Here is a 23,990-nt window from a genome sequence, read left to right as displayed (position 1 = left end):
TGAGAACGGTATAGTAGAACCGAATTTGACAGCAAATGCGATTGCGTTTGGTGCATTGCTGTTCTACTTCAGAAAGTTCAAGGGTAAATATACGTGGATATTAAGGCTTTTCGCAGTGATTCCTGTCAGCTTATTTTTCATCATATATATTCCGAAAGTCTTTAGTTGGTTATTGCAATAAAAAAGAAGCAAGGCGCAATGCCTTGCTTAAATCATGATTATTCCTCTAAATCCTCGAGCGGCATAATAAGAATCTGCACCATTGTGGTAGACGAAGATGTGATCATAGCGACGGTCGCAGAACAGGGCGCCACCTTTTTGACGAATGGTGTCCGGTGTCTGAATCCAACTTGACGTCTTCAAATCGAATGCACCGAGCGTTTGTAAGTGTCGGTATGTTTCTTCATCGAGAAGGGTTATGCCCATCTGTTCAGATAGGGCGACCGCACTTCCGGCGGGTTTGTTCTTCTTACGTGCTTCGAGCGCCGGTTCGTCATAACAGAGGCTTCGTCGACCGCTCGGGCTCTCGGCTGAACAGTCGCAAAAAGCGAGGTCTCCGTTAGGGAGTCGAATCACGTCCGGTTCTCCGCCGGTTTCTTCCATCAAGGCGAGTGAGGTCAACTTATCCTGATCAATTTGAATACGCTCCAATATGTCTGACCAGACGACGTCAGAATGACGTTCAACGTTTTCAGTGAAACGAGACTCGAGGGTATTAAGTAATTCGAGGGTTTCTTCGTGTGAAAGCTTCGACATGAGAATCACTCCGATCATGTATTTCTTTCAGTATACGACATTATTTAGTTCAATTTACTTCATTCGTTACAAGAAAGGAGAATCTGGTTTGAACTTTGATGAAACAAACGTCGAACATTTACATGTTCAGTCATTTCAGACAATGGATTTGTTCACATTGAAACATGGCTATTTAAGTCGATTGCCAGCCGGTTCATATCGAGTCACAGATTATTGTGAACTTGACGTGATGGTCACGAGTTCACAATTAGGACGACTTCGGTACATTGATTTGACCTTGCCGTTAGGCGTTTACATAGGGGAAAAACTTTTCTTATTGTATGATCCGTATCGTCGTGAAATCTATTCAACTCAGACACGGATCGATCTCGATAAACGACGCATCTCGACAGTTGATTTTCTAAGTGCTTACCGTCGCGAGTTTCATGACCCTGATTCCTATTCTGTAAAGAAAGAAATTCTGTTTAACCTACCGTCGGATAGCAACTGGAGGGAATTTGGGTTACCAAAAGTGAAGTCGGCAGCGGCGTTCTTATCTCAACTATTACATATATTAGATGTCACTTCGTTTCAGACAATTTTGAAGAATAATCGATTTTTATCTGATTTCAAGAGATGGGCAGATCAGACAAAGTGTGAGTACAGTATCGAACATCATGGGAGAAAGATATGGTCGAATGACTATATGGTGACATGCAATCTTTCAAATGTATCTGAAAGTGATCTCCTGCAATTGGTTACAATGATTGAGACAAGAGAAGAATTAGAAGAATTTCGATTTTTGATTGAGACTGAAGCGTGTATACTTTCACTTTTCATTTTAGGAGATGTTAGGCGAGGCCATGGCGTCGGAGTATTTCAATACGAAAGTGACTAAAAGGAGGAGTGACAATGGAGTTTGAGGATCTATTCTTCTATCATGGGATGATTCATGTGTTTGATTTTCAGCATGATTTAGAATCGAGTTGTTTGACTATACAAGTGAAGTTATTCGATCACCAGAGAAAGCGAAACACGACGTTCCGTGAACGAGTCGAAGTGGGCGGGGTTCATTCCCAGCGAGAAGTGATCAATGTAAAACTATGCTTTGAAGACGTCGTCTATATGGAGGTCATTCAAGAGTCATTTGCGGATGGAATCATCGATGAACCGTCAGATGAGTTCGAAGGTTCGCAAATCAAACGATTCGAGCAATCCGGATATTTGGATTTCTTGACACGAACGCGTTTCTCGTTTTGGGAGTTGATACATGACGACTCAACAATCTTCACGCACTATCGCATTAGCGGTCTGAACTCAGTTTTAGAAATCATCACGCTTTCGGAACCGACCGTTGCATCTGTGATTTCACTCGATTGTAATCGAAAAGGAAGTCCAACCATATACTTCGGTGGAAAGTTCTATACATAAGGCGCCCTCTCTTAGAGAAGGCGCCTCTTGTTTATACAGATGATACGGTCAACATAGACTGTTCAGTCAATCGTCCGATCCAAATCAACGGAAGGGTCAAAAGTGCTCCGAGAAGGTAAACCGAATCGATCGGTAGTCCATCCGCAAGAAGACCGAACAGCAAACTCCCCACACTGAATGCGAGGGCGTATCCCGTTTGTTGCACACTATATACATAGGGAAGTCGCGCAGTCGGGATCTGTTCTTGAATGACGGTATTCGCCTGGATGATGCGCATTTGTGTGGCTGCCCCTTGAATCACTAACGCCAAAATTGCGAACGTAAGATGTTCGGTCACGCCGAACAACAGGGCGGCAACAATGGATAAGACGGCAGTCGAAGGTAGCGAGGGTGCTCGACGAGACCGATAAAGATAGGCACTCGCTGCAATCATACTGATCAAAAATGATGCGTTCAGAGTTCCCCACCAGCCTGTATCGACTTGCAGATGTCGCTCGAGATAGACGAGGAGCAACGCTGAAATCCAGAGCGTGCTGACAAATGATTCATACGTCACAAACCAAGTCACACGACGAGCGAATGGTGACGTTCTTACATAAGTAAGACTATCGCGTAAGGTGATCGATTCCTCCGTTCCATCATCGACGATGTCTTCCGTAAGCGATTGATAGAAGTAAATCGTCACAACCGTCGAAAGGCTGAAGAGAACGAGTGAAACGATTAATGCAAAGGCGCTCGACGTGAGAGAGACGAGCATCGTCCCGAGAGGCCACATCGCGAGTTGGATGAACTGATTGGAACCTTGAACTAGGCTGTTCGCTTGTTGACGATTCGTCGCCAAACTTGGGATGAACGAGGCTTGAATCGGACGTGCGAATCCATCGAGAAATGCAATCCACATGATGAGTCCGAGAACAAGAATCGAATCCGTGAAGAGAACGAGAACAAGGGTGACCGTCTTCATCAGTTGTGACAGGACGAGGGTTTTCCCGAGCGAGAAGCGACTGAGGATGCGGGCGAAAAAGAGTCCGCTGAGCGTCATACCGGCAGTCACGGCAATCGGGAAACTGGCCGCCATGAGAGCGGACCCAGTTTGTTGATACAGCAAGGCAATGAGCGCGACGATGTATAGGACATCGCCAATGTTTGCGAGCCATTGGCTAACGAGCAATGTGTAAAACGATTTCATCACAAATCTCCTCCGAATCTATTCAATTGGGTGGGGTGGACGAATCGTTATTACACATTTTCACCTCTTCATAAAATGATATAAAAATAATTATACAAAATTTGATTAATTCTGTAAACTTGTCATATGGGTGAAATTGTCATAATAGAAGAGTGGAATGATTCAACAAGCTTTGATACTAGTGGTTAAAAAGCAATTACGTGGGTTACTTTACGAAAGTGAATTCAAAAAATAATGAATGATAGGGATGGAACCAGATGCTTGAATATAAATTAAATGACGATATTACATTGAGAATGTTCAATACAGACGATGCGGACGAACTATTCGAGCTGACGATTGCATCGAAGCCTTATTTGCGAGAGTGGCTTGGCTGGCTCGACTATATTGAGACGGTGGAAGATTCGAAGCGGAACATAGAGGGACGAATCAAAGGGTTGATTGAAACGGGCGGGCGCCCAAAATCGTTCGCTTTGATGTATAAAGGAGCACTTGCCGGAACAATTGGATTTAACGAAATCGATCGTGGTATCCAATGTGGCACAATCGGATACTGGCTAGGACAAGAGTTTCAAGGGAAAGGCATCATGAGTCAAGCGCTCGAGACCATCATCGAGTATGGGTTTCAAGATTTGAAGCTAAATAAAATTGAAATCCGAGTCGCGACAGAGAATGTGAAGAGTCGGGCACTTCCGGAACGATTCGGCTTTAAAGAAGAAGGGGTCATTCGAGATGCGGAGTGGCTGTATGACCGTTACGTCAATCATGTCGTCTACGGGTTGTTGCGACATGAATTTTTGCAGCTAAACCATCATTCTAAAGCTTATGATGAGGATGGACATCGTATGTAAACAACGACGAGACATTTTAAAAGGGGACTACTGAATGACAACCATATACTTTGTCAGACATGCACATTCTACCTATACATCAGACGAATTCGCCAGACCGTTATCTGAGAAAGGAATGCATGATGTTGCTGAAATTACAAACCTTCTAATCGATGAGGGGATCGATATCGTGACTTCGAGTCCATATAAACGAGCCGTTCAAACCGTAAAAGGCATCGCGGATTATCTTGGACAGGACGTTGTAGTTTCGGATGATTTAAGAGAGCGAACCTTGACTTCAGAACCGGCTAAAGACTTTACAAGCGCGATGGAGATCGTTTGGCAAAACCCTACGTTCGCATGGGAAGGGGGAGAGTCGAACGATCAGGCTCAATCTAGAGGGGTAGAGGCTCTCATATCACTGCTCCGTACATACGAAGGGAAAAAAGTGGTGCTCGGCACACATGGAAATATTATGGTTCTCATGTTGAATTATTTTGATGTGCGATATGGATATGAATTTTGGAAAGAACTCGACATGCCGGATATCTATAAGGCGACTTTTGAGAACAATACATTGATGAGTGTCGAGAAGTTATATAAACCTCAAGGTTAGAAATCGATTGACTATAGATGGTAAGGATCAAGTTGTCTTCGTACCATTAGATAACCTGAAATCGTACAGACCAAGACCCGCCCTTCACGAGAGGGCGGGTCTTTCGTCTGACTCGAATAATTCAGTTCCGAACTCTTCATACGCCTGTTCATACCGGCGGAGGGAAGATTCCTTATGCATACAGGTGATATTCATCCGCTCGGATGGTGTCATATCGCCCGCATATGTCTTCAACACATGGGCGTTTCGAAGCATCGATGGCGTGACGGAGCGCGCGAGTCCACTTCGTTCGTTCAACTGCCGCATCATTTTTGTGATCATGACGATTGTCAGTTGCTTCGGTTGATTCTTCGCATACACCCAGCGGAACGTCATCCGGGCAAAATCGAATGAGACGAAGACCGGGTCTTCTGAATACCAACGTGGTCGTACCGGGGTCGGGATATCAGCCAGGTAATTCATGAGCAACGATTGATCTTCTTGTGACAGCTTCAACGTGAAACGGTTTCCGAGACGATCATACACGTCGAAGGTGTGATCGGCCAGATGCAAGTCGCTCATTCGCAAACGGATGATGTGATGGACACGCAATCCATATTTATAGAAAAGCGTCACAATCAGTTCGTTCCGATTGACGAGATAAGGATGAGCTTGGAGCTGATTCTCACTCAGTCCTTTCGTCGAACGAATCGTTTGAACGAGTCGGTCGAATTCAGATTCGAGTGCGACTTGGTCGACTGTCAACGTATGTGCCGGTTGGGAATAGGCAAGCATCTTTTTACGAAGCGGATTTAAAAATTGGGTCAGGCTATTGATGACCGTGACGATTCTTGCGACGGTCGCCTGTTGATAGTGCTTCTCTTCGATTAAGAAGTCATTCACGAATGTCTTCCACGATTCGAGCGGAACGTCTAACCAGTCCGTCGGTTCGTTCAGTTCGACATTGTGGTCGTGAAAGTATTTATGCACGTCAATCAAGTCGTAGCGATATCGCTTAAGCGTCGAGGGTTGACGACCGCTGGCGCCGAGATGATAGAGGTACGTTTCAATAAATTCCGGGAGCGGGTAGTCTTTTCTTCGTTTCGTCATGGTCGAGCCTCCTTCTTCCTTTATCCTACCACAAACGGACGTTCTCTATACGCTGATTCGTGGTAAGATGGAAGGTGAGACTTTATGGAATGAGGGATTACATGATTGAACGTGAAAAAGTTGTCATCGTCGGTTGTCAGTTGCCTAGTACCGATGATTGGACATATGAACAGTCGATGGGCGAGCTCGTCGAACTCGTGGACACGGCGCAAGGCGAAGTCGTTGCCAGACTCGACCAAAAGCGTCAACAAATCGACCGTCGTACCTTTATCGGGAAAGGGAAAATCGAGGAACTCGCGATGCTCGTCGAACAGTTCGAGCCGGACTTATTGATTTTCAACGCCGAATTGACACCGGCACAGTCGAAAAACATTCGCATCGCATTGAACGACCCAGATGAGATGAAGTTGATTGACCGCACACAGCTCATTTTGGACATCTTTGCGAGCCGTGCGCAATCGCGCGAAGGGAAATTGCAGGTCGAACTCGCGCAGATGAACTATTTGCTGCCGCGTCTCATCGGTCAAGGCACACAGCTTTCGCGACTCGGTGGTGGAATCGGGACGCGTGGTCCTGGTGAGACGAAACTTGAATCGGATCGTCGTCACATCAAGCGCCGCATCGATGAAATCACGAAACAGCTCGAGGGGACAGTCGCACACCGTGGACGTTACCGAGAACGCCGAAAAGAAAACAGGGTATTCCAAGTCGCGCTCGTCGGGTATACGAATGCTGGGAAGTCGACAATCTTTAACCGATTGACCGATGCCGACACGTACGAGCAGGATGAATTGTTTGCGACGCTCGACCCGTTGACGCGCGAGCTCGAACTTCCGCGAGGTGGGAAAGTACTGATCACAGATACGGTCGGATTCATCCGTGATTTGCCGACGAAACTCGTTGCCGCGTTTCGTTCGACATTAGAAGAAGTTGTCGGTGCCGACTTGATCCTTCATGTCATCGATGCATCGAACCCACATTATCTGAATCAAATCGATACGACGAATGCGGTATTAGAGGAACTCGGTGCGAGTGAGGTGCCTCAGCTCGAGGTATATAATAAGAAAGACCGTCTCACGGAAGACTTCGTCGGCGGACCGCTATTGATCTCGGCAATCGCCTCGGAAGATATCGTGACGTTGACAGGTGCTCTCGAGGATAAGATTGCGGACATTTTGACAAAAGTCCATGTCATTCTCCCGGTGACGGCGTTTGAACACTACCACCCGGCCAAAGAGGCGATGTATCGTCTTGAAGAGAGCTTTTTAGATGACGGTTCTGTCGAATTAGTAGGTTATATGAGAGAAGACACGCGTCTATATGCGACGCTAAAACAATTTGAGGTGTAAGTATGTGGCAAGAAAAGATTGAACATTATGATGCACTCGCGCCGTTCGTAAAAAAAGCGGAGGCACGGGTCAAACCGTTTTTCGAAAGGATTGACGAGACGGCCGAATTCAACCAGTATCGCGTCCTAGAATCGTTTAAAAAGCATAAAGTGTCGGATTTTCATTTTAATCCGACGACGGGATATGGATATGACGATATCGGTCGAGACACCCTCGAGTCGATTTATGCGGATGTGTTTGGAGCCGAGCTCGCGCTATGCCGACCACAAATCATCTCCGGTACCCATGCAATCGGGATTGCCTTATTTGGTGTCCTTCTACCAGGTGATGAGCTTCTCTATATCACAGGGAAGCCGTATGACACGCTTGAGGAGATTGTTGGCATCCGTGGCGATGGTCGCGGTTCGTTAAAAGAACTCGGTGTCCATTACGATACTGTCGAATTAAAAGAGGAACGTGAAATCGACATCGACCGCGTCCTCGAACGGATTCGTCCTGAGACGAAACTCGTTGGGATTCAGCGATCGAAAGGGTATGCGAACCGTCGCAGTATTCCAGTCGATGAAATCAAAGTGGCCATCGAACGGATTAAAGCGGAACATCCGCATGTGTATGTGTTCGTGGACAATTGTTACGGTGAGTTTGTCGAGACGATCGAACCGACGCACGTCGGGGCTGACTTGATGGCTGGTTCCCTCATCAAAAACCCAGGCGGTGGATTGGCGAAGACGGGCGGTTATATCGCTGGTACGAAAGAGTTAATTGAACGGTGTTCGTTCCGTATGACGACCCCAGGTATCGGAAGTGAAGCCGGACCATCACTCTACTCGCTTCAAGAGATGTATCAAGGCTTCTATATGGCACCTCATACAGTCGCACAGGCATTAAAAGGGGCCCATTTGACGGCAAGTCTATTGTCTTTGATCGGATTCGAGACAGATCCCCACTATACGACTCCACGAACGGACTTGATTCAGTCGGTGACGTTCCGTGACCGCGACAAGATGATTGCGTTTTGTCAGAGCATCCAAATGGCATCGCCGGTCAATGCCCATGCGTTACCGGTGCCGGCCTATATGCCGGGTTATGAAGATGACGTCATCATGGCAGCTGGGACGTTCATTCAGGGTTCTTCCATCGAGCTGTCTGCCGATGGTCCGCTTCGGGCACCGTACACGGCGTACGTTCAAGGTGGTCTGACGTATGCTCACGTAAAAGTCGCGCTCATGTTGGCGTTGAGCCAATTACACGGTAAAGGATTGGTCGAATTCAATGACCAAAATCAGCCGACACATTTGTAACTAATCTGTCATGTTAACTTTCTTAACATCTATTGACAGGATTGTTGTCATATATTATTCTCACATTGTGAGACAGAAAAGGAGGGGTAAGGATGGCCGATCAATTTCGTCGCTCCAACCCGTTGTTTCCGATTGGAATCGTCCAAGATTTGACGCAACTGACAGGTAGACAGATTCGGTATTACGAAGAACAGGGTCTGATTTCGCCTAGTCGGACGGAATCGAAACGACGACTTTATTCCTTTAATGATGTCGAACGTCTACTCGCAATCAAGGATTACATTGATCAAGGCTTTAACTTGGCGGCGATTCGCCACATGTTAGAGCAAGAAGGTGAAAAAGAAGCGGAAGCATCTGCTCCGGCCGCACCGGTCAGTGAAGCACCGAAGGTTTCGGAAAAAGAGTTACATCATTTGTTGAAAACACAGCTTCAAGAAGCCGGTCGTTTCAATAAGACGTCGCTCATTCAAGGTGAGCTTTCACGTTTCTATCGATAACGCCGCACACATCAACCATTACGCAATGTGAGAGGGGACATTTTACCATGGCCAGAAAAACGTTCACAAAAGAAGACATTAAACGCATCGCACAAGAGGAAGACGTACGCTTTATTCGTCTTCAATTCACGGACATCCTCGGAACAATCAAAAACGTCGAGGTGCCGATCAGCCAATTGGACAAAGCACTTGATAACAAGATGATGTTTGACGGATCGTCAATCGAAGGATTCGTCCGCATCGAGGAATCAGACATGTACTTGTATCCAGACCTCAACACGTGGGTTGTCTTCCCGTGGACAGATGGCAGCGGAAAAGTTGCTCGCTTAATTTGCGATATTTATAACCCAGACGGTACACCATTCAGCGGTGACCCGCGCGGTACACTCAAGCGTAACCTTGAGAAGATGCAAAAACTTGGTTTCACAGCGTTCAACGTTGGACCAGAGCCAGAGTTCTTCTTGTTCAAAAAAGACGCATCAGGTCGTCCGACTCTTGAACTCAACGACCAAGGTGGATACTTCGACTTGGCACCAGTTGACCTCGGTGAGAACTGCCGTAAAGAGATCGTCATCGAACTTGAAAACATGGGCTTTGAAATCGAAGCATCACACCACGAAGTAGCACCAGGACAACACGAAATCGATTTCAAATACGCAGATGCTGTCACGACGGCAGATAACATCCAAACGTTCAAACTCGTCGTTAAGACGATCGCAGCGAAGTATGGTCTTCACGCGACTTTCATGCCGAAGCCGCTCTTCGGGGTAAACGGTTCAGGGATGCATGCGAACATGTCACTCTTCAAAGGCGACACAAACGTCTTCTACGATCCAAACGGCGACATGGAACTTTCAGACACAGCTCGCGCGTTCACAGCCGGTATCTTGGAGCACGCTCGTGCCTTCACGGCAGTATGTAACCCGACTGTCAACTCATACAAGCGTCTCGTACCAGGCTACGAAGCACCTTGCTATGTTGCATGGAGCGCACGTAACCGTTCGCCACTCGTACGTGTACCAGCGGCACGTGGTCTCTCGACTCGTATCGAAGTACGTTCGGTTGACCCAGCGGCGAACCCGTACCTTGCACTTGCTGCCCTCTTGGCTTCGGGTCTTGACGGGGTCGAAAAAGATTTGAATGCACCTAAACCAATCGATAGCAACATCTACGTGATGGACAAGCCAGAGCGTGTAGCAAACGGAATCGACGATCTCCCGGCGACACTCTTCGACGCACTCGAAGTCCTTCGTGCGGACAAAGTCGTGATGGACTCACTTGGTGAGCATATCGGTGAACACTTCCTCGAGCTGAAAGAAATCGAGTGGGATATGTTCCGTATGCAAGTAACAGAGTGGGAACGCGATCAGTACATGACGCTCTACTAAATAGAAGAGATATATTAAAGAGTATGGAGCATCCCTCAATTTGGGTTGCTCCATACTCTTTTTGATAAATCATAATAGCGGAGATATCTTTATGATTCCGGCTCTTCTCTAACCTTCACAGGGACCCAAACCTCGCTATATACGTTGTCATATCCTGTTTCTATTTTGCTAAATGAAATGCTTGGCAAGTCTTGAAGTGCGTATCCCGAAGAAGGTAACCATTCTGCATAGGTTCTTGCCATCGTCTCTTGTAGAGTGCTTGGGAATGGTCCAGTGTTCGGGAAGATTGCCCATAAACTTTTTGGGATTGAGATCACTTCGAGATCGTCATACTTAATTTCTCTTGTCGTGGCGAAACCGATCATATGTGTCAAATAACCTTCTTCTTCTAAGTGACCGTCATCAAAATTGAACGATGCGTTCAAGGCACGATGCGGATATAAATTGCCCAATTCATGCATGTGAGCCCGTTGCTCTTCCGTAATCGACTTCGCTAGTTCCATGATTTCTTCGTTGACTCCCTCGAATTGAATAGGGACACGCTTTGAAACTCCAACGATTTGAAAAGCTTCTTTCTCTTCTAACTTGAACTCCATTGATGTTCCTCCTTTTATATCGATATAAAACGTGAAGCGAGGGAACGACTTTTGAATGTGATTCTTCATGACTTCAGAAGGCAAATGACCAGACCAATCTCGAAACGCTCTGGAAAACCCTTCCACCGATTGATATCCATAGAGATATGCGATTTCTGTTACGCTTGAACCATGAACCAATTTTTCATTTGCTATAGAAAACCGTCGATTTCGTATATAAGTGTGAAGTGTCATTCCTGACATATACGAAAACATCCTCTTAAAATGATGAGCAGATAGTCCGGTGATTTTTGTGATCTCTGAATCTAAGAGTTCTTCCGTTAAGTGCTGTTCGATAAAGTCCATCAGCTCATTTAATGCTTTTACCATCAAGTTCTCCTCCTTCATAGTTTGACCATATCGGATTTCTTCCAACTCATCTCGATAATTTGCGTGCAGGAAAGATCGGGTCGTATTAGTTTAAGCATTTCATTCATAAAATGGATACCCTATAACACGTTATCATTCCAATTAAAACAAAGGACCACCTTCTGTACTTCACGAAGGTGGTCCTTTGTTGGTTAAAACGCTTTTTTGAAAAACGTTGAAGTATAGTCGAGCGTCGTATGTAGTGTCGTCGCAAACACGAGCCCTAAAAAGAAGGACATGCCATGAATGTCGACCCATGAGCGGATTTCCTCTTCGTAAGCCGTGAAGGGCAGAAGCAGCACGAGCGGGAACCCGATATATGCAATCCGAATCACATCACTCAAAGCAGGTAAGTGCGAGAAGAGCGAACGGTGCGGCATGAGCTTTACGTAAGGGAGCCAAATCAGTTTGAGAGGTCCCCATCGATAATAGGCGTCTGATTTCAAATCGAGGTCCGGGGAGAGCCAGAGTGTACCGATGATGGCACCGATGATCAATGAGAACGGAACATCGATTTCAAGAAAAGGCGTGGCAACCGCGAGTGCTCCGGTTGCCACGAGATTCGTACGGGTATGGGTCTTGCCACTAGCCATTAATGAATCGTCCGGTATACACCGATAACCTTCCCTAAAATCGAGACGTTGTCAAAATACATCGCTTCTAACTCGTCGTTCTCCGGTTGAAGGCGGACCTTCGAAGCTTCTTTGTAAATTCGCTTCACGGTCGCTTCGCCTTCTTCCGTCATGGCGACGACAATCTCTCCATTGTCGGCCGTGCTCTGCTGGCGGACGAGCACCCGGTCTCCGTCTAAAATTCCTGCATTGATCATCGAATCCCCAGAGACAGACAACATATATACATTATCTGACCCGACGATATGTGCTGGAAGAGGGAAGTGCTCTTCCACGTTCTCGATGGCGGTGATCGGTGTCCCGGCAGTGACCTTCCCGATGACCGGTACGTACATGACGGACTCTTGCTCTTCCATTGTCGGCATATCTTCAGTCAAAATTTCAATCGCGCGAGGCTTCGTCTTATCTCGACGAATCAATCCACGCTTCTCTAAACGATCTAGATGACCGTGTACGGTCGAACTAGATGCAAGACCGACGGCTTCTCCAATTTCACGAACAGAAGGCGGATAACCTTTTGCCCGTACTTCGTCTTTGATGAAATCAAGAATCTGCTGTTGTCGCGCTGACATTTTTTTCATTATGTTCACCTCGATATAATCGAATAACCTGCAATCGCATCCTATTCTTTATGTGTCTAGTGTAACACAAGAACACATGAGCGTACAAACATTCGTTCGTTTTTTTGTGTTGACCGAACACGGGTTCTTGTTTTATGATGAGAACAGATAAACGAACAAACGTTCTAACGAACATACATTCTTATACAGGAGGCAATGTAATCATGAAAGATACACTCAACGGAATCATTTTAGTCGGGATGCTCTTAGTCGGGATGTTCGCTTTTTATTTGGCTGGTGAAATGCGAGGGGAACCAAAAGTTGTGGATCCGGTGGTCACGTCAGAGCGGACAATCGAAGAAGAGGTTGCGTACGTCGAAGCAGAATCACTCGAAGCACAGATCATGGCAGAGCGTGAAGAGCATAACGAACGAAAAATGAAATGGTATGCCGCTGAGTGATCTTTCTTCATTGCGAATCAATCTTAAACTGTGTATCGTAACAAATGAATGCAATGAAAGGGAGTGGTGCGATGCGGGTCGTCATCTATTGCCGGGTATCGACGAACAAGTCTACCCAAGAGACATCACTCAGTCGGCAAGTCGAAGAATTACAGCAGCTGGCTTCGGGATTAGGGGCCGACGTCATAGATGTCATCACAGAGCAAGAGAGCGGTTATGAAGTCAATCGACAAGGGCTACTTGATTTACTGGACCATGTATCCACTTCTCAGCTCGATGCCGTGCTCGTCACGGACGACAGTCGCTTAGGACGAGGGAATGCTAAGATTGCGATCTTGCATACTTTAATGAAGCATGACGTGCGATTGCTGACGATGCAGTCTACGTCGGACTATGTCGTTTCCGATGCAGAGAAGATGGTATTGGAGATTGTCAGTGTTGTCGAAGAATATCAACGAAAAATTCACAATGCGAAAATCTCGCGTGGGATGCGTCGTGCGGTCGCTAACGGATTTAACCCACAGCGCAACATTCAAAATCATGATCAAGGTGGGCGACATCGAATTGAAGTGCCAATCGAAGAGATTATCCAATTGCGTGAACGTGGCTTGACGTTCGCTGAGATTGCGGCGACGCTACGTGGATTTGGCTATGAGGTCTCGAAGGCAACGGTCAATCGACGATATCTTGAGCACCAGTCGGTTGCTGAAACTTGATTCTTCCTCTCTGATTTTGTAAAGTATAAGAACAAATTCACTAGAGAGGGGGCGAGTCATATGTTAGCACCAGGACAATTGGAGCGAATCAATTTCCTCGCCAACAAAGCGAAGACAGAAGGACTGTCTCAAGAAGAAATGAACGAGCAACAAGACTTGCGTCAAGAATATTTGAAGGCGTTTCGTCAATCGTTCAAATCACAAATGATGGGTATGAAAGTCGTCGATCCAGATGGAAATGACGTTACACCAGAGAAGTTGAAAGAAGATCAAAAACGCTATCGCGGTGAGTGATACCGAATGCACATCCTATTTCGCATAGGATGTGCATTTTTGTTATACACGAACACGCATCAGACGAACGGATTACATGCTATTTCATGCAATAGAAGGAAACGATTTCAACAAATGTGTTATACTAATTAATTAGTTGTGACACACGATTGAGTATGATAAAATATGACGGGTAGAAAACCTTCTTAACACAGAGAGGATGAAATTAGTGGAAACAACTACTAAAGAATTATTAGCGATTAACTCGATTCGGACGCTCTCAATTGATGCAGTCCAAAAAGCGAACTCTGGTCACCCAGGGATGCCAATGGGCGCTGCCCCGATGGCGTTTACACTTTGGACAGATAAAATGCGTCACAACCCGAAAAACCCGAACTGGTTCAACCGTGACCGTTTCGTGCTCTCAGCGGGTCATGGATCGATGCTCTTGTATTCGCTCCTTCACTTGTCTGGCTATGATTTGTCGATGGACGATTTGAAATCATTCCGTCAAATGGACTCGAAGACACCTGGTCACCCTGAGTACCGCCACACGGCTGGGGTAGATGCGACAACGGGCCCACTTGGACAAGGGATTGCGATGGCTGTCGGGATGGCCATGGCAGAGAAACACTTAGAAGCGACTTACAACCGCGACGAGTTCAACGTCGTTGACCACTACACGTTCGGCATTTGCGGTGACGGAGACTTGATGGAAGGTGTATCTGCGGAGGCGGCTTCCCTCGCAGGTCACTTGAAGCTCGGTAAACTCGTCGTTCTTTACGATTCAAACGATATCTCTCTCGATGGCGACCTTCATAAGTCGTTCTCTGAAAGCGTAGAAGACCGTTTCAACGCTTACGGGTGGCAAGTCATTCGTGTCGAAGACGGAACGGACATCGATTCAATCGCAAAAGCGATCGATGCTGCGAAAGCAGAGACGTCGAAGCCGACATTGATCGAAGTCAAGACGGTCATCGGATTCGGTTCACCGAACAAGTCGGGTAAATCGGCATCACACGGTGCGCCACTTGGAGACGCTGAAATCGAATTGACGAAACAGTTCTACAAATGGGAAGGCGAGTCATTCTACGTTCCAAACGAAGTATATGACTTATTCAACGAGAAAGTTGTCGAGCCTGGCGCGAAATATGAGTCAGACTGGAACGAACTCGTTGAAGCGTATAAAGCGGCACACCCTGAGCTCGGAGCACAGTTCGAGCGCGCGATGAACAATGACCTTCCTGAAGGTTGGGATAGCGAGTTGCCGACTTTCGAAATCGGTTCGAAAAAAGCAACACGTCAAACGAGCGGTGAAGTGTTGAACGCAATCGCAAAAGCAGTACCGACACTCTTTGGTGGTTCGGCTGACCTTGCTGGATCGAACAACTCGATGATCAAAGGTGCGGTAGACTTCGATGAAGACCCAGCTGGTCGTAACATCTGGTTCGGTGTTCGTGAGTTCGCAATGGCGGCAGCTGTGAATGGTATGGCCCTTCACGGTGGTGTTCTTCCTTACGGTGCGACGTTCTTCGTCTTCTCGGATTACCTCCGTCCTGCAGTCCGTCTCGCAGCACTTATGGGACTTCCATCGACGTTCATCTTGACGCACGACTCAATCGCAGTCGGTGAAGATGGTCCAACGCACGAGCCGGTCGAACATTTGATGAGCTTCCGCGCGATGCCGAACCTCTCTGTTCTTCGTCCTGCTGACGGCAAAGAAACGATTGCAGCTTGGAAACAAGCGGTGACATCGAAAACGACTCCTTCACTTCTCGTCTTGACTCGTCAAGCGTTACCAGAACTCGAAGGTACATCTATTGAAACGGCAGCAAAAGGAGCTTACGTCGTTGCAGGTGAATCGAAAGATGCAGACGTTCTCTTGCTCGGTACAGGTTCTGAAGTACACGTTCTCGTTGAAGCGCGTGAACAGCTCGCGTCAGAAGGCGTGAAAGCGGCAGTCGTCTCGATGCCATCATGGGAACTCTTCGAAGCGCAATCTGCAGAGTACAAAGAATCTGTCCTTCCATCTTCAGTCACGAAACGTGTATCACTTGAAGCGGGTGCGACACTTGGATGGTACAAATATGTAGGATTCGGTGGTAAGGTACTCGGAATCGACAAGTTCGGAGCATCTGCACCTGGTGACCTCCTCATGAAAGAATACGGCATGTCAGTCGACAACGTCGTCAATGCAGTAAAATCACTTTAATCTCTAGTTAGATTGTTGTGACGGCCAATCGTTTGGCCGTCACTTTTTTTCTGGACGACTAGCGAAGTTGTTCAATTTAGTGTATAGTAAAAAACGATGTTTCATATGGTAGAGGAGGTAAAGCCTTGAGTACATTATTCTGGATTCTTCTTGTCGTGGCAGCACTCATCGGGGGTATCGCGATTGGATTCTTTATCGCGCGTAAATACATGATGAACTACCTTGAACAGAACCCGCCAATCAATGAAGATATGATTCGTACGTTGATGATGCAGATGGGTCAAAAGCCATCACAGAAGAAAGTCAACCAAGTGATGCGCGCCATGAACGTGCAGATGAAAAACGAAAAGAAATCATAATCAATCACGAAAGCACTTCGGTTCCCGAAGTGCTTTTTTGTTTCCTCTTTTTGTTAGACAATCGAACAAACTTTCGCTACGATTAATGAATAATCTTCATCTAAAGACAAAGGGGGGCGTTTCACATTCGTGTATTCAAACAATTATCTTGGTTTTTGCGTCTTGAGTGGAAGACGTACGCGCTCGGCATCGTCTTACTGATCTTCGTGGCTGGTCTAGAACTGATTCCACCACGCATCATCGGACGGATTGTCGATGAGATTAACCGTGGTTCGCTTTCGTCCGACACACTCTGGCTGTTATTAGGGGGACTTGCTGCTGTTGGGATTGGAAATTACGTCGCCCGCTTCTTTTGGCGCTATTTTATCTTCGGCGCATCGATTCGTCTAGGAAGAATGCTTCGTAGCCAACTATATCGGCATTTCACAGATCTTGATCAGCGATTTTATAAAAAGTCACGGGTCGGTGATTTGATGGCCCATGCGACAAATGATGTACAAGCCGTATCGATGACGGCCGGTGCGGGAATTTTAACACTCGTCGATAGCGTGACACTTGGGACGTTCGTCATCATCACGATGATTACAACAATCAGCTGGAAATTGACGCTCGTTGCCTTACTACCGTTACCAATCATGGTCGCTTTGACAACGCGATATGGAAAGATGTTACATAGCCGATTCGGGGTCGCCCAAGCGGCATTTTCGGAATTGAATGACAAAGTGCAGGAAAGCGTCAGTGGCGTCCGTGTCTTAAAGTCGACGGGGGAAGTCGATCGGGATGTGGAATCGTTTGAGAACTTATCGAGTGAAGTCATGGCGAAAAACGTACGAGTCGCGAAGATTGATGCCTTATACGACCCGACCATCTTCGGAATTGTCGGATTGTCTTATATCCTTTCGGTCGGGTATGGAGCCGTCTTGATTGAACAAGGCGAATTGACGATTGGACAGATTGTCAGCTTCACAGCTTATTTGGCACTGTTGACATGGCCGATGTTAGCCTTTGGATGGTTGTTCAATATCGTGGAGCGTGGACGCGCGTCTTACGACCGAATTGAGCGAATGCTCGCCGTCAAACCTGAGATTCAAGACGACCGCATGGCTGCGACGACCCTTTCTCATTCAGAGGTGGAGGTCGATATTCGAAACTTCGCCTATGATGAGACCGTTGTGCTCCACAATGTCCATTTTCGGATTGAACGTGGAAAAACAATCGGGATTGTCGGCAGAACAGGTGCAGGGAAGACGACGATTGTCCGTCTATTGACGCGTGAGTATGATGTGAAAGATGGAAAGATTAAAATCGGTGGGATCAACATCCGCCAAGTGAAAAAATCACTTCTGATGGATAAAATTGCGGTCGTTCCACAAGATCATTTCTTGTTCTCGGATTCGATTGCGAACAATATCGCGTTCGGAAGGCCTGAAGCGAGCATGGAAGAAATCATCGAAGCAGCTAAGGTTGGTGAGGTGCATGAAGATATTGTCCGTCTTCCGGAAGGATATGCGACACTCGTCGGTGAACGTGGAGTCACATTATCAGGAGGACAAAAACAACGGATTTCCATCGCGCGGGCGCTCATGACAGCGGCGGATGTATTGATATTAGATGATGCCCTATCTGCGGTCGATGCGAAAACGGAAGAGTCGATTATCGAGCATTTTCGAGTCGGTAATCCAGATCAGGCGCGCGTCATTGTCGCACATCGTCTTTCGGCTGTAGAACACGCTGACGAGATTCTCGTGATTGAGGACGGAAACATCATTCAACGAGGTCGCCATGAGGCATTGCTTCAAGAGACGGGCTGGTATCGTGAGACATATGATCGTCAGCAACTTGAAGCGATTGTAGAAGGGGGGGGACACGATGAAACATGATGTCCAAGAATGGCAAGTCATCAAGCGCCTGCTCAGTTACGCGAAACGGTACGGAAAACCGCTAAGTGTTGCCTTCGTATTTCTCTTGATTGCGACAGGTGCAAAGTTGGCAGGGCCGTTTCTAATCAAAGTGTTTATCGATGAATTCGTCACACCAGGTGTCTACCCGACGAACTGGGTCATCGCTCTTTTTGCTGTCTATATGGTGCTTCATTTGTCGGCGATTGTATTTGACTATCTGCAATCCATATCTTTTCAAAAAATCGCCTTAAAAATTGTGCAAAACATTCGGATGGACATCTTCCGTCACGTTATGGGGATGCGACTTGCCTACTTTGACCGCACACCAGCGGGAGTCCTTGTATCGCGTATCACGAATGATACGGAGGCCGTAAAAGAACTCTATGTCGGGGTGATGAGTACGTTCGTTCAGTCTGCCGTTCAGTTGATTGGGACGTATATCTTCCTCTACATCTTGGAGCCCCCGCTCGCGACGATGGGACTCATCTTGTTGCCTCTCTTCTGGCTTATCATTTGGGCGTATCGTCGTTTCTCGACGAAATATTTCGCGCAAGTGCGGGATTTGTTGTCACAACTCAACGCCCAGTTGAACGAATCCATCAATGGGATGGGCATCATTCAACAATTTCGTCAAGAAGAGCGTCTCATTCGTCAGTTCGAAGAGACGAACGAAGCGCATCAGGAGGCACGATATCGGAACTTAAAACTCGATAGCATGTTACTCCGCCCGATTATCGAATTGCTTCTCGCCTTCTCCATCATCGGTCTGCTCGGTTATTACGGGGTACTCTCGATGAGTGAACAAGTTCAAGTAGGGGTCGTGTATGCTTTCATCAGCTATATTGAACGTATTTTCCGTCCCGTGCTTGATATCATGCAACGATTAAGCGAATTTCAACAAGCCGTCGTATCGGCCGACCGTGTCTTCAAAATTTTAGATACGGATGAACCGGCTCCAGGTAAACAGATGCCTGGTGAAGCACGAATCACTGATGGGGAAGTTCGGTTCGAAAATGTGACATTCAGTTACGACGGAGAAGTTGACGTGTTGAAACAGATTTCTTTCGTTGCTAAACCAGGTGAGACGGTTGCGCTCGTTGGTCATACTGGGAGCGGTAAGAGTTCAATCATCAATTTGTTGACACGTTTTTATCCATATGAATCTGGTCGCATCACGATTGACGGGCAACCGCTCGAACAGTTCGAGGAGCAAGAGCTTCGTCAACAAGTCGGGCTTGTCCTACAAGACCCATTCTTATTTACGGGAACAATCGAAGAGAATTTGAAGCTGTTCAATCCAGTCATCGATTCTGAGCGCGCGCGTGAAGCTGCTGAATTCGTCCAAGCGCATACATTCATTGAAAAGTTGGACGCTGGCTATGGCCATGTCGTCGGAGAGCGTGGAGCGACGTTCTCAAGCGGGGAGCGTCAATTGCTCGCATTTGCCCGTACGGTCGCACGTAATCCAAAAGTGCTTATTCTCGATGAAGCGACGAGCTCGATCGATACCGAAACAGAGGAGCGTGTACAAACCGCGCTCGATCGGATGCGTCGTGGTCGGACGACAATCGCAATCGCCCACCGCCTGTCGACGATTCAAGATGCAGATTTAATTTTGGTCTTGCATCGTGGTGAAATCGTGGAACGCGGCAATCATCAACAGTTATTGAAACAAGACGGACTGTACAAAAAGATGTATGAACTGCAATCCGGACAACGTCTGATGTCTTGATTTGGAAAGGATACCTATTCAGGTGTCCTTTTTTCCATGGAAAAAGCTCGCCACACAAGGTGACGAGCTGTCAAGTTTCAAGAATGAAGTTTCTCTTTATTATGCTTTGATAGGACATGACGAGTGATTAAAGAGTCAAGTTCTTGGCTTACTGAAATGACTTCGGGTGAGGTCCAAGAATGCTTTGACGCGATTTTATACAGTTCATCACGTTTTTGTTCAATGGCCTGGTGTAGTGTATCTGCTGCGGTGACTGCCACGTTCGTTCCCCCATCATGTAAATTAGAATTTTGTGAACTGGAATATCCAAATCTTAGCACCTCCGTTTACAGATGACAAGTTTCATTTCCATTTCAAAAATTACAAAATGATGTTGCGGTTTGAAAGAAAAGATTCGAGCAATTTAAATAGGTTTTCGCTATAATGGTCGTGAAAGGTGGAAATCGTCATGGAAGTCACATTATGGCTCGCATTTGGGGCGGGCGTCTTATCGTTCTTGTCACCATGTACGCTCCCGTTGTATCCGGTCTTTCTCTCGTATATTACTGGGGTTTCCGTATCTGAGTTAAAAAATGAAGGATTAAAACAGCGTACAGCTTGGTTCCACACATTTTCGTTCTTATTCGGTTTTTCGATTGTCTTTCTCGTACTAGGATTGTCGACTTCATTGATTGCAGACGTCTTCATCCAATATAAGGACAGTCTACGCATGTTCGGCGCCATTTTGATTTTCGTGTTCGGCGTCTTTTTGGCGGGCTTATGGCAACCGCAATTTATGATGCGTGAAAAGAAAATGGATATCGGCGAACGAAAGAGCGGTTATTTTGGAACCGTTTTAATTGGTATTGGATTTGCGGCAGGCTGGACACCGTGCACAGGTCCAATTTTAGCTGGTGTGATCGCACTAGCCGCCACGAACCCGAGTCAAGGACTCGGCTATATGTTGGCGTATGTCATCGGGTTTGCAATTCCATTTTTGGTAATGGTCGCATTCGTTGGCAAGATCAAGTACTTAGCACGCAACAGTGCAAAAGTAGCAAAAGTCGGAGGCTATTTGATGATGGCGTTCGGCGTACTATTATATTTTGACGGAATGAATCGGTTCGCTGCATGGATGAGCGAGCTTGTCGGATTCACCGGATTTTAAGGGGTTGACCGAGATGTCAATGTTATGGGGGTCGACTCTCGTCGCGTTGTTAATGGGTATCGTAGCGAGCTTTGTTCGTGTAAAAGCATCGGCAAAGCCGACGAATGCGAAGAAAATTTTAATTCCACCACTTGCGATGACGACCGGGATGATTCAGTTTTTGATTCCCGCGTTTCGATTATCATGGGTCGAAGTGGCTGAGGCCCTTGCGGTCGGACTCATCTTCAGTCTGTTTTTGATTAAGACATCCAATTTTGAAAAACGGGACGGCGAAGTGTATCTCTCACGATCGAAAGCATTTTTTGTGGTCGTGTTCGCACTCCTTGCCATCCGTACAGCAATGAAGGTTTGGGTCGGTCATGAGGTCGATTTATTCTCTACAGGCGGATTGTTCTATTTGATTGCTTGGGGGATGATTGTCCCGTGGCGAATCGCCATGTATCAAAAATATAAACGAATCGCAATCACGTAAAAATGGAGTGGCGTTGAGCCACTCCATTTTTATTTAATCTGCTTTCGTAGCGGCGACTTCTGTCTCCGCGTCGATTCCGGTGTTCGCCTTGACGAGTACGCGTTCATAGTTGCCAGCAACTTCATCTGATTTCGTGACCAGTGTACCAATCACGGCAGCGATGAAACCAAGGGGGATTGATACAATCCCGGGATTGGATAGCGGGAAAAGGGCTTCACCGAGAAAAATGGCCGAACCGTCCGGAGCCCACAGGTTCGGACTGAGTGCGACTAGAATCAGTGAGGAGAACAAGCCGACGACCATTCCCCAAATGGCGCCACCTGTATTGAAGCGTCTCCAGAAAATCGTAAAGAGGATAACAGGTAAGTTCGCACTCGCCGCAACGGCGAAAGCGAGCGAGACAAGAAATGCAACGTTCATCGACTGGGCGAAAAAGGCTAGTCCCATTGAGACGAGGGCGACCGCAACTGAAGCGATTCGCGCGGCTTTCACTTGTTCAGTTTCTGTCGCTTCCCCTTTACGAATGATATGTCCGTAGAAGTCATGGGCGAAGGCGGAAGCAGCTGACAGTACGAGTCCAGCGACAACGGCAAGAATTGTCGCGAACGCGATTGCGGCAACGAAAGCGAACAAGAGGTCACCACCGAGCACTTGCGCGAGAAGAGGGGCCGCCATGTTGCCGGCAGGGTTTGCGGCGAGAATGGCATCACGTCCGACGAATGCTGCGGCACCGAAACCTAGGAAAATGGTCAAGATATAAAATGCACCGATGATCCATGTCGCATAGACGACGGATTGCCGAGCAGTCGGTGCATCTTTGACGGTGAAGAAGCGAATCAGAATATGAGGGAGCCCTGCCGTACCGAGCACGAGCGCCATGTTTAATGAAATGGTATCGAGCGGTAGCTTGAACTTGTTCCCAGGGTTCAAGAAGTCACTTCCGAGTGGGGTCGCTTTGCTGACTTCATTAAACATCGTCGTGACGGAGAAATCAAAACGAGCGAACACGAGAAATGAAATGATTGCCGTCCCAATCATCAGAAGTACGGCTTTTGTGATTTGTACCCAAGAAGTGGCCGTCATGCCACCGAAAACGACGTAGACTGTCATTAAGATTCCGACGACGACGACACTTGTCGTATAAGGGATTCCGAGTAACAGTTCAATCAAAGCACCCGCTCCGACGAGTTGCGCAATCATGTAAAAAATGGAGATGACAATCGCATTCATCGCTGCGACACCACGTACGCGAGGCTTGTTAAAACGTGCCGCAATCATGTCTGCCATCGTATATTTCCCAAGATTTCGCAATGGTTCGGCGACGAGATAGAGGACAACGAGATAGGCAACGAGGAAACCGATTGAATAGAAAAACCCATCGAATCCCGCAAGCGCAATCATACCTGCAATTCCGAGAAACGATGCGGCAGACATATAGTCGCCTGCAATGGCAAGACCGTTTTGAAATCCGGTCAATCCACCATCTGCCGTATAAAAGTCGCTGGCAGTTTTTGTTTTTCTTGCTGCAAAGTATGTAATCACTAGCGTGAGTCCGACAATGGCGATAAAGAGGGCAATCGCGGTCCAATTCATGATCTCACCTCGTCTTTCAGTTGTTCGACGAGTGCGTCGAAGCGACGGGCACGTCGACTATAAAGTACACAAAGTGTCCAGGTCATAATGAACTGGGAAAAGGCGAACGCCCAAGCCCAAGTGATGTCCCCGATGAGTGGTGTATTCAAGATCGTCGTATAGCTCGTCAGAATCGGGAGTGTGAAATAAAAGATGAGTGAGAAGATGATAGCTGGAACGATGAAGCGATTTTTTTCCCGCATTAACCGATGAAATGTCTCATGTTCGGTAATCATGTGGGCAGATTGATGGCTTGTCGTTTGTGAAACTTGTGTCACATCATGCATAATAGACCCTCCTTGACTGTAAGATAAATCCATTATGCGTTGTGAAAAACAATTCAGTCATTCCTTTTTTTCGTGTCGAAATGAAAGACGTTATATTAATATTGGTCATACCAATTTACTGTAAGCGTTTTCAATATTGTCTAATTCGTGAACGTTATTTCGATGTAATATAAAGCT

At 46.9% G+C, this 23,990-nt stretch carries 26 protein-coding genes; 17 read left to right on the top strand and 9 right to left on the bottom strand.

What is annotated here, in order from left to right:
• Window positions 1–207: 207 nt before the first annotated feature.
• Entirely contained in the window at window positions 208–756 is a 549-nt protein-coding gene (locus GVY43_RS04545; RefSeq protein WP_159562408.1) for a DUF4256 domain-containing protein, read from the bottom strand.
• Window positions 757–844: 88 nt separating this feature from the next.
• Between GVY43_RS04545 and GVY43_RS04540 the strand changes: the two genes are divergently transcribed.
• Window positions 845–1,633, top strand: coding sequence for a hypothetical protein (locus GVY43_RS04540; protein WP_159562407.1), 789 nt, complete (start codon window positions 845–847; stop codon window positions 1,631–1,633).
• 14 nt (window positions 1,634–1,647) lie between these two features.
• Window positions 1,648–2,166, top strand: coding sequence for a hypothetical protein (locus GVY43_RS04535; RefSeq protein WP_159562406.1), 519 nt, complete (start codon window positions 1,648–1,650; stop codon window positions 2,164–2,166).
• A 31-nt stretch (window positions 2,167–2,197) separates the two neighbouring features.
• On the opposite strand, the gene GVY43_RS04530 is transcribed toward GVY43_RS04535, so the two are convergent.
• On the bottom strand, window positions 2,198–3,355 hold the full coding sequence (locus tag GVY43_RS04530; RefSeq protein WP_159562405.1) for an MFS transporter: 1,158 nt from the start codon (window positions 3,353–3,355) through the stop codon (window positions 2,198–2,200).
• Between the two features lie 257 nt (window positions 3,356–3,612).
• On the opposite strand from GVY43_RS04530, the gene GVY43_RS04525 reads away from it, so the two are divergent.
• Together GVY43_RS04525 and GVY43_RS04520 are read left to right on the top strand one after the other, a co-directional pair.
• Window positions 3,613–4,206 (top strand): GNAT family N-acetyltransferase, encoded by a 594-nt coding sequence (locus GVY43_RS04525; RefSeq protein ID WP_159562404.1) that lies wholly within the window; start codon window positions 3,613–3,615, stop codon window positions 4,204–4,206.
• A 34-nt stretch (window positions 4,207–4,240) separates the two neighbouring features.
• On the top strand, window positions 4,241–4,801 hold the full coding sequence (locus GVY43_RS04520; RefSeq protein WP_159562403.1) for a histidine phosphatase family protein: 561 nt from the start codon (window positions 4,241–4,243) through the stop codon (window positions 4,799–4,801).
• Window positions 4,802–4,885: 84 nt separating this feature from the next.
• Here GVY43_RS04520 and GVY43_RS04515 read toward each other — a convergent pair whose 3' ends face one another.
• Window positions 4,886–5,890 (bottom strand): tyrosine-type recombinase/integrase, encoded by a 1,005-nt coding sequence (locus GVY43_RS04515; RefSeq protein ID WP_159562402.1) that lies wholly within the window; start codon window positions 5,888–5,890, stop codon window positions 4,886–4,888.
• A gap of 101 nt (window positions 5,891–5,991) precedes the next feature.
• On the opposite strand from GVY43_RS04515, the gene hflX reads away from it, so the two are divergent.
• From hflX to glnA, 4 genes are all read left to right on the top strand, one after another.
• On the top strand, window positions 5,992–7,239 hold the full coding sequence (gene hflX / locus GVY43_RS04510; RefSeq protein ID WP_078147034.1) for a GTPase HflX: 1,248 nt from the start codon (window positions 5,992–5,994) through the stop codon (window positions 7,237–7,239).
• 2 nt (window positions 7,240–7,241) lie between these two features.
• The gene (locus GVY43_RS04505; RefSeq protein WP_159562401.1) at window positions 7,242–8,540 is read left to right on the top strand and encodes a methionine gamma-lyase family protein; all 1,299 of its coding nucleotides are present in this window, start codon (window positions 7,242–7,244) and stop codon (window positions 8,538–8,540) included.
• 92 nt (window positions 8,541–8,632) lie between these two features.
• Window positions 8,633–9,037, top strand: a complete 405-nt coding sequence (locus GVY43_RS04500) for a MerR family transcriptional regulator (RefSeq protein WP_031423479.1) — start codon at window positions 8,633–8,635, stop codon at window positions 9,035–9,037.
• 47 nt (window positions 9,038–9,084) lie between these two features.
• Window positions 9,085–10,425: a type I glutamate--ammonia ligase gene (gene glnA, locus GVY43_RS04495; RefSeq protein ID WP_031423481.1), complete on the top strand. Its 1,341-nt coding sequence runs from the start codon at window positions 9,085–9,087 to the stop codon at window positions 10,423–10,425.
• A gap of 89 nt (window positions 10,426–10,514) precedes the next feature.
• Here the strand turns inward: glnA and GVY43_RS04490 are convergent, their stop codons facing one another.
• From GVY43_RS04490 to lexA, 3 genes are all read right to left on the bottom strand, one after another.
• Window positions 10,515–11,390 (bottom strand): AraC family transcriptional regulator, encoded by an 876-nt coding sequence (locus GVY43_RS04490; protein WP_159562400.1) that lies wholly within the window; start codon window positions 11,388–11,390, stop codon window positions 10,515–10,517.
• A gap of 191 nt (window positions 11,391–11,581) precedes the next feature.
• On the bottom strand, window positions 11,582–12,022 hold the full coding sequence (locus GVY43_RS04485; protein ID WP_031423485.1) for a metal-binding protein: 441 nt from the start codon (window positions 12,020–12,022) through the stop codon (window positions 11,582–11,584).
• Complete coding sequence (gene lexA / locus GVY43_RS04480; RefSeq protein WP_031423487.1) at window positions 12,022–12,642, bottom strand: transcriptional repressor LexA; 621 nt, start codon at window positions 12,640–12,642, stop codon at window positions 12,022–12,024. The genes GVY43_RS04485 and lexA overlap by 1 nt, the downstream gene beginning before the upstream one ends.
• 203 nt (window positions 12,643–12,845) lie before the next feature.
• Here lexA and GVY43_RS04475 point away from each other — a divergent pair, with 203 nt between their 5' ends.
• From GVY43_RS04475 to GVY43_RS04445, 7 genes are all read left to right on the top strand, one after another.
• Window positions 12,846–13,082, top strand: coding sequence for a hypothetical protein (locus GVY43_RS04475; protein ID WP_074036863.1), 237 nt, complete (start codon window positions 12,846–12,848; stop codon window positions 13,080–13,082).
• Between the two features lie 71 nt (window positions 13,083–13,153).
• Window positions 13,154–13,798: a recombinase family protein gene (locus GVY43_RS04470; RefSeq protein ID WP_031423490.1), complete on the top strand. Its 645-nt coding sequence runs from the start codon at window positions 13,154–13,156 to the stop codon at window positions 13,796–13,798.
• A 60-nt stretch (window positions 13,799–13,858) separates the two neighbouring features.
• Complete coding sequence (locus tag GVY43_RS04465; protein WP_031423491.1) at window positions 13,859–14,092, top strand: DUF896 domain-containing protein; 234 nt, start codon at window positions 13,859–13,861, stop codon at window positions 14,090–14,092.
• Between the two features lie 199 nt (window positions 14,093–14,291).
• Window positions 14,292–16,283, top strand: coding sequence for a transketolase (gene tkt / locus GVY43_RS04460; protein ID WP_074036867.1), 1,992 nt, complete (start codon window positions 14,292–14,294; stop codon window positions 16,281–16,283).
• A gap of 125 nt (window positions 16,284–16,408) precedes the next feature.
• Window positions 16,409–16,642 (top strand): YneF family protein, encoded by a 234-nt coding sequence (locus tag GVY43_RS04455; RefSeq protein ID WP_012726454.1) that lies wholly within the window; start codon window positions 16,409–16,411, stop codon window positions 16,640–16,642.
• Window positions 16,643–16,767: 125 nt separating this feature from the next.
• Window positions 16,768–18,522, top strand: coding sequence for an ABC transporter transmembrane domain-containing protein (locus GVY43_RS04450; protein ID WP_159563642.1), 1,755 nt, complete (start codon window positions 16,768–16,770; stop codon window positions 18,520–18,522).
• On the top strand, window positions 18,512–20,275 hold the full coding sequence (locus GVY43_RS04445; RefSeq protein WP_159562399.1) for an ABC transporter ATP-binding protein: 1,764 nt from the start codon (window positions 18,512–18,514) through the stop codon (window positions 20,273–20,275). The genes GVY43_RS04450 and GVY43_RS04445 overlap by 11 nt, the downstream gene beginning before the upstream one ends.
• Window positions 20,276–20,352: 77 nt before the next feature.
• On the opposite strand, the gene GVY43_RS04440 is transcribed toward GVY43_RS04445, so the two are convergent.
• The gene (locus tag GVY43_RS04440) at window positions 20,353–20,535 is read right to left on the bottom strand and encodes an aspartyl-phosphate phosphatase Spo0E family protein (RefSeq protein WP_078147026.1); all 183 of its coding nucleotides are present in this window, start codon (window positions 20,533–20,535) and stop codon (window positions 20,353–20,355) included.
• Window positions 20,536–20,723: 188 nt separating this feature from the next.
• Between GVY43_RS04440 and GVY43_RS04435 the strand changes: the two genes are divergently transcribed.
• A complete protein-coding gene (locus GVY43_RS04435; RefSeq protein ID WP_012726450.1) occupies window positions 20,724–21,422 on the top strand; it encodes a cytochrome c biogenesis CcdA family protein in 699 nt (232 codons plus the stop codon).
• 19 nt (window positions 21,423–21,441) lie between these two features.
• A complete protein-coding gene (locus tag GVY43_RS04430) occupies window positions 21,442–21,894 on the top strand; it encodes a CcdC family protein (RefSeq protein ID WP_031423499.1) in 453 nt (150 codons plus the stop codon).
• A 33-nt stretch (window positions 21,895–21,927) separates the two neighbouring features.
• Here the strand turns inward: GVY43_RS04430 and GVY43_RS04425 are convergent, their stop codons facing one another.
• Together GVY43_RS04425 and GVY43_RS04420 are read right to left on the bottom strand one after the other, a co-directional pair.
• Window positions 21,928–23,487, bottom strand: coding sequence for a cation acetate symporter (locus tag GVY43_RS04425; RefSeq protein ID WP_031423500.1), 1,560 nt, complete (start codon window positions 23,485–23,487; stop codon window positions 21,928–21,930).
• Window positions 23,484–23,762 carry a DUF485 domain-containing protein gene (locus GVY43_RS04420; protein WP_230872912.1) on the bottom strand — a complete coding sequence of 93 codons (279 nt, stop codon included), beginning with the start codon at window positions 23,760–23,762 and terminating at the stop codon, window positions 23,484–23,486. Before GVY43_RS04420 ends, GVY43_RS04425 begins: the two co-directional genes overlap by 4 nt.
• Between the last annotated feature and the right edge of the window lie 228 nt (window positions 23,763–23,990).

The sequence above is a fragment of the Exiguobacterium sp. 8H genome, from assembly GCF_902506255.1.
GTDB classification, from domain to species: Bacteria; Bacillota; Bacilli; order Exiguobacteriales; family Exiguobacteriaceae; genus Exiguobacterium; species Exiguobacterium profundum.
The sequence above is the reverse complement of the archived record's forward strand: the minus strand, read 5'-3'. Positions and strand labels throughout refer to the sequence as shown.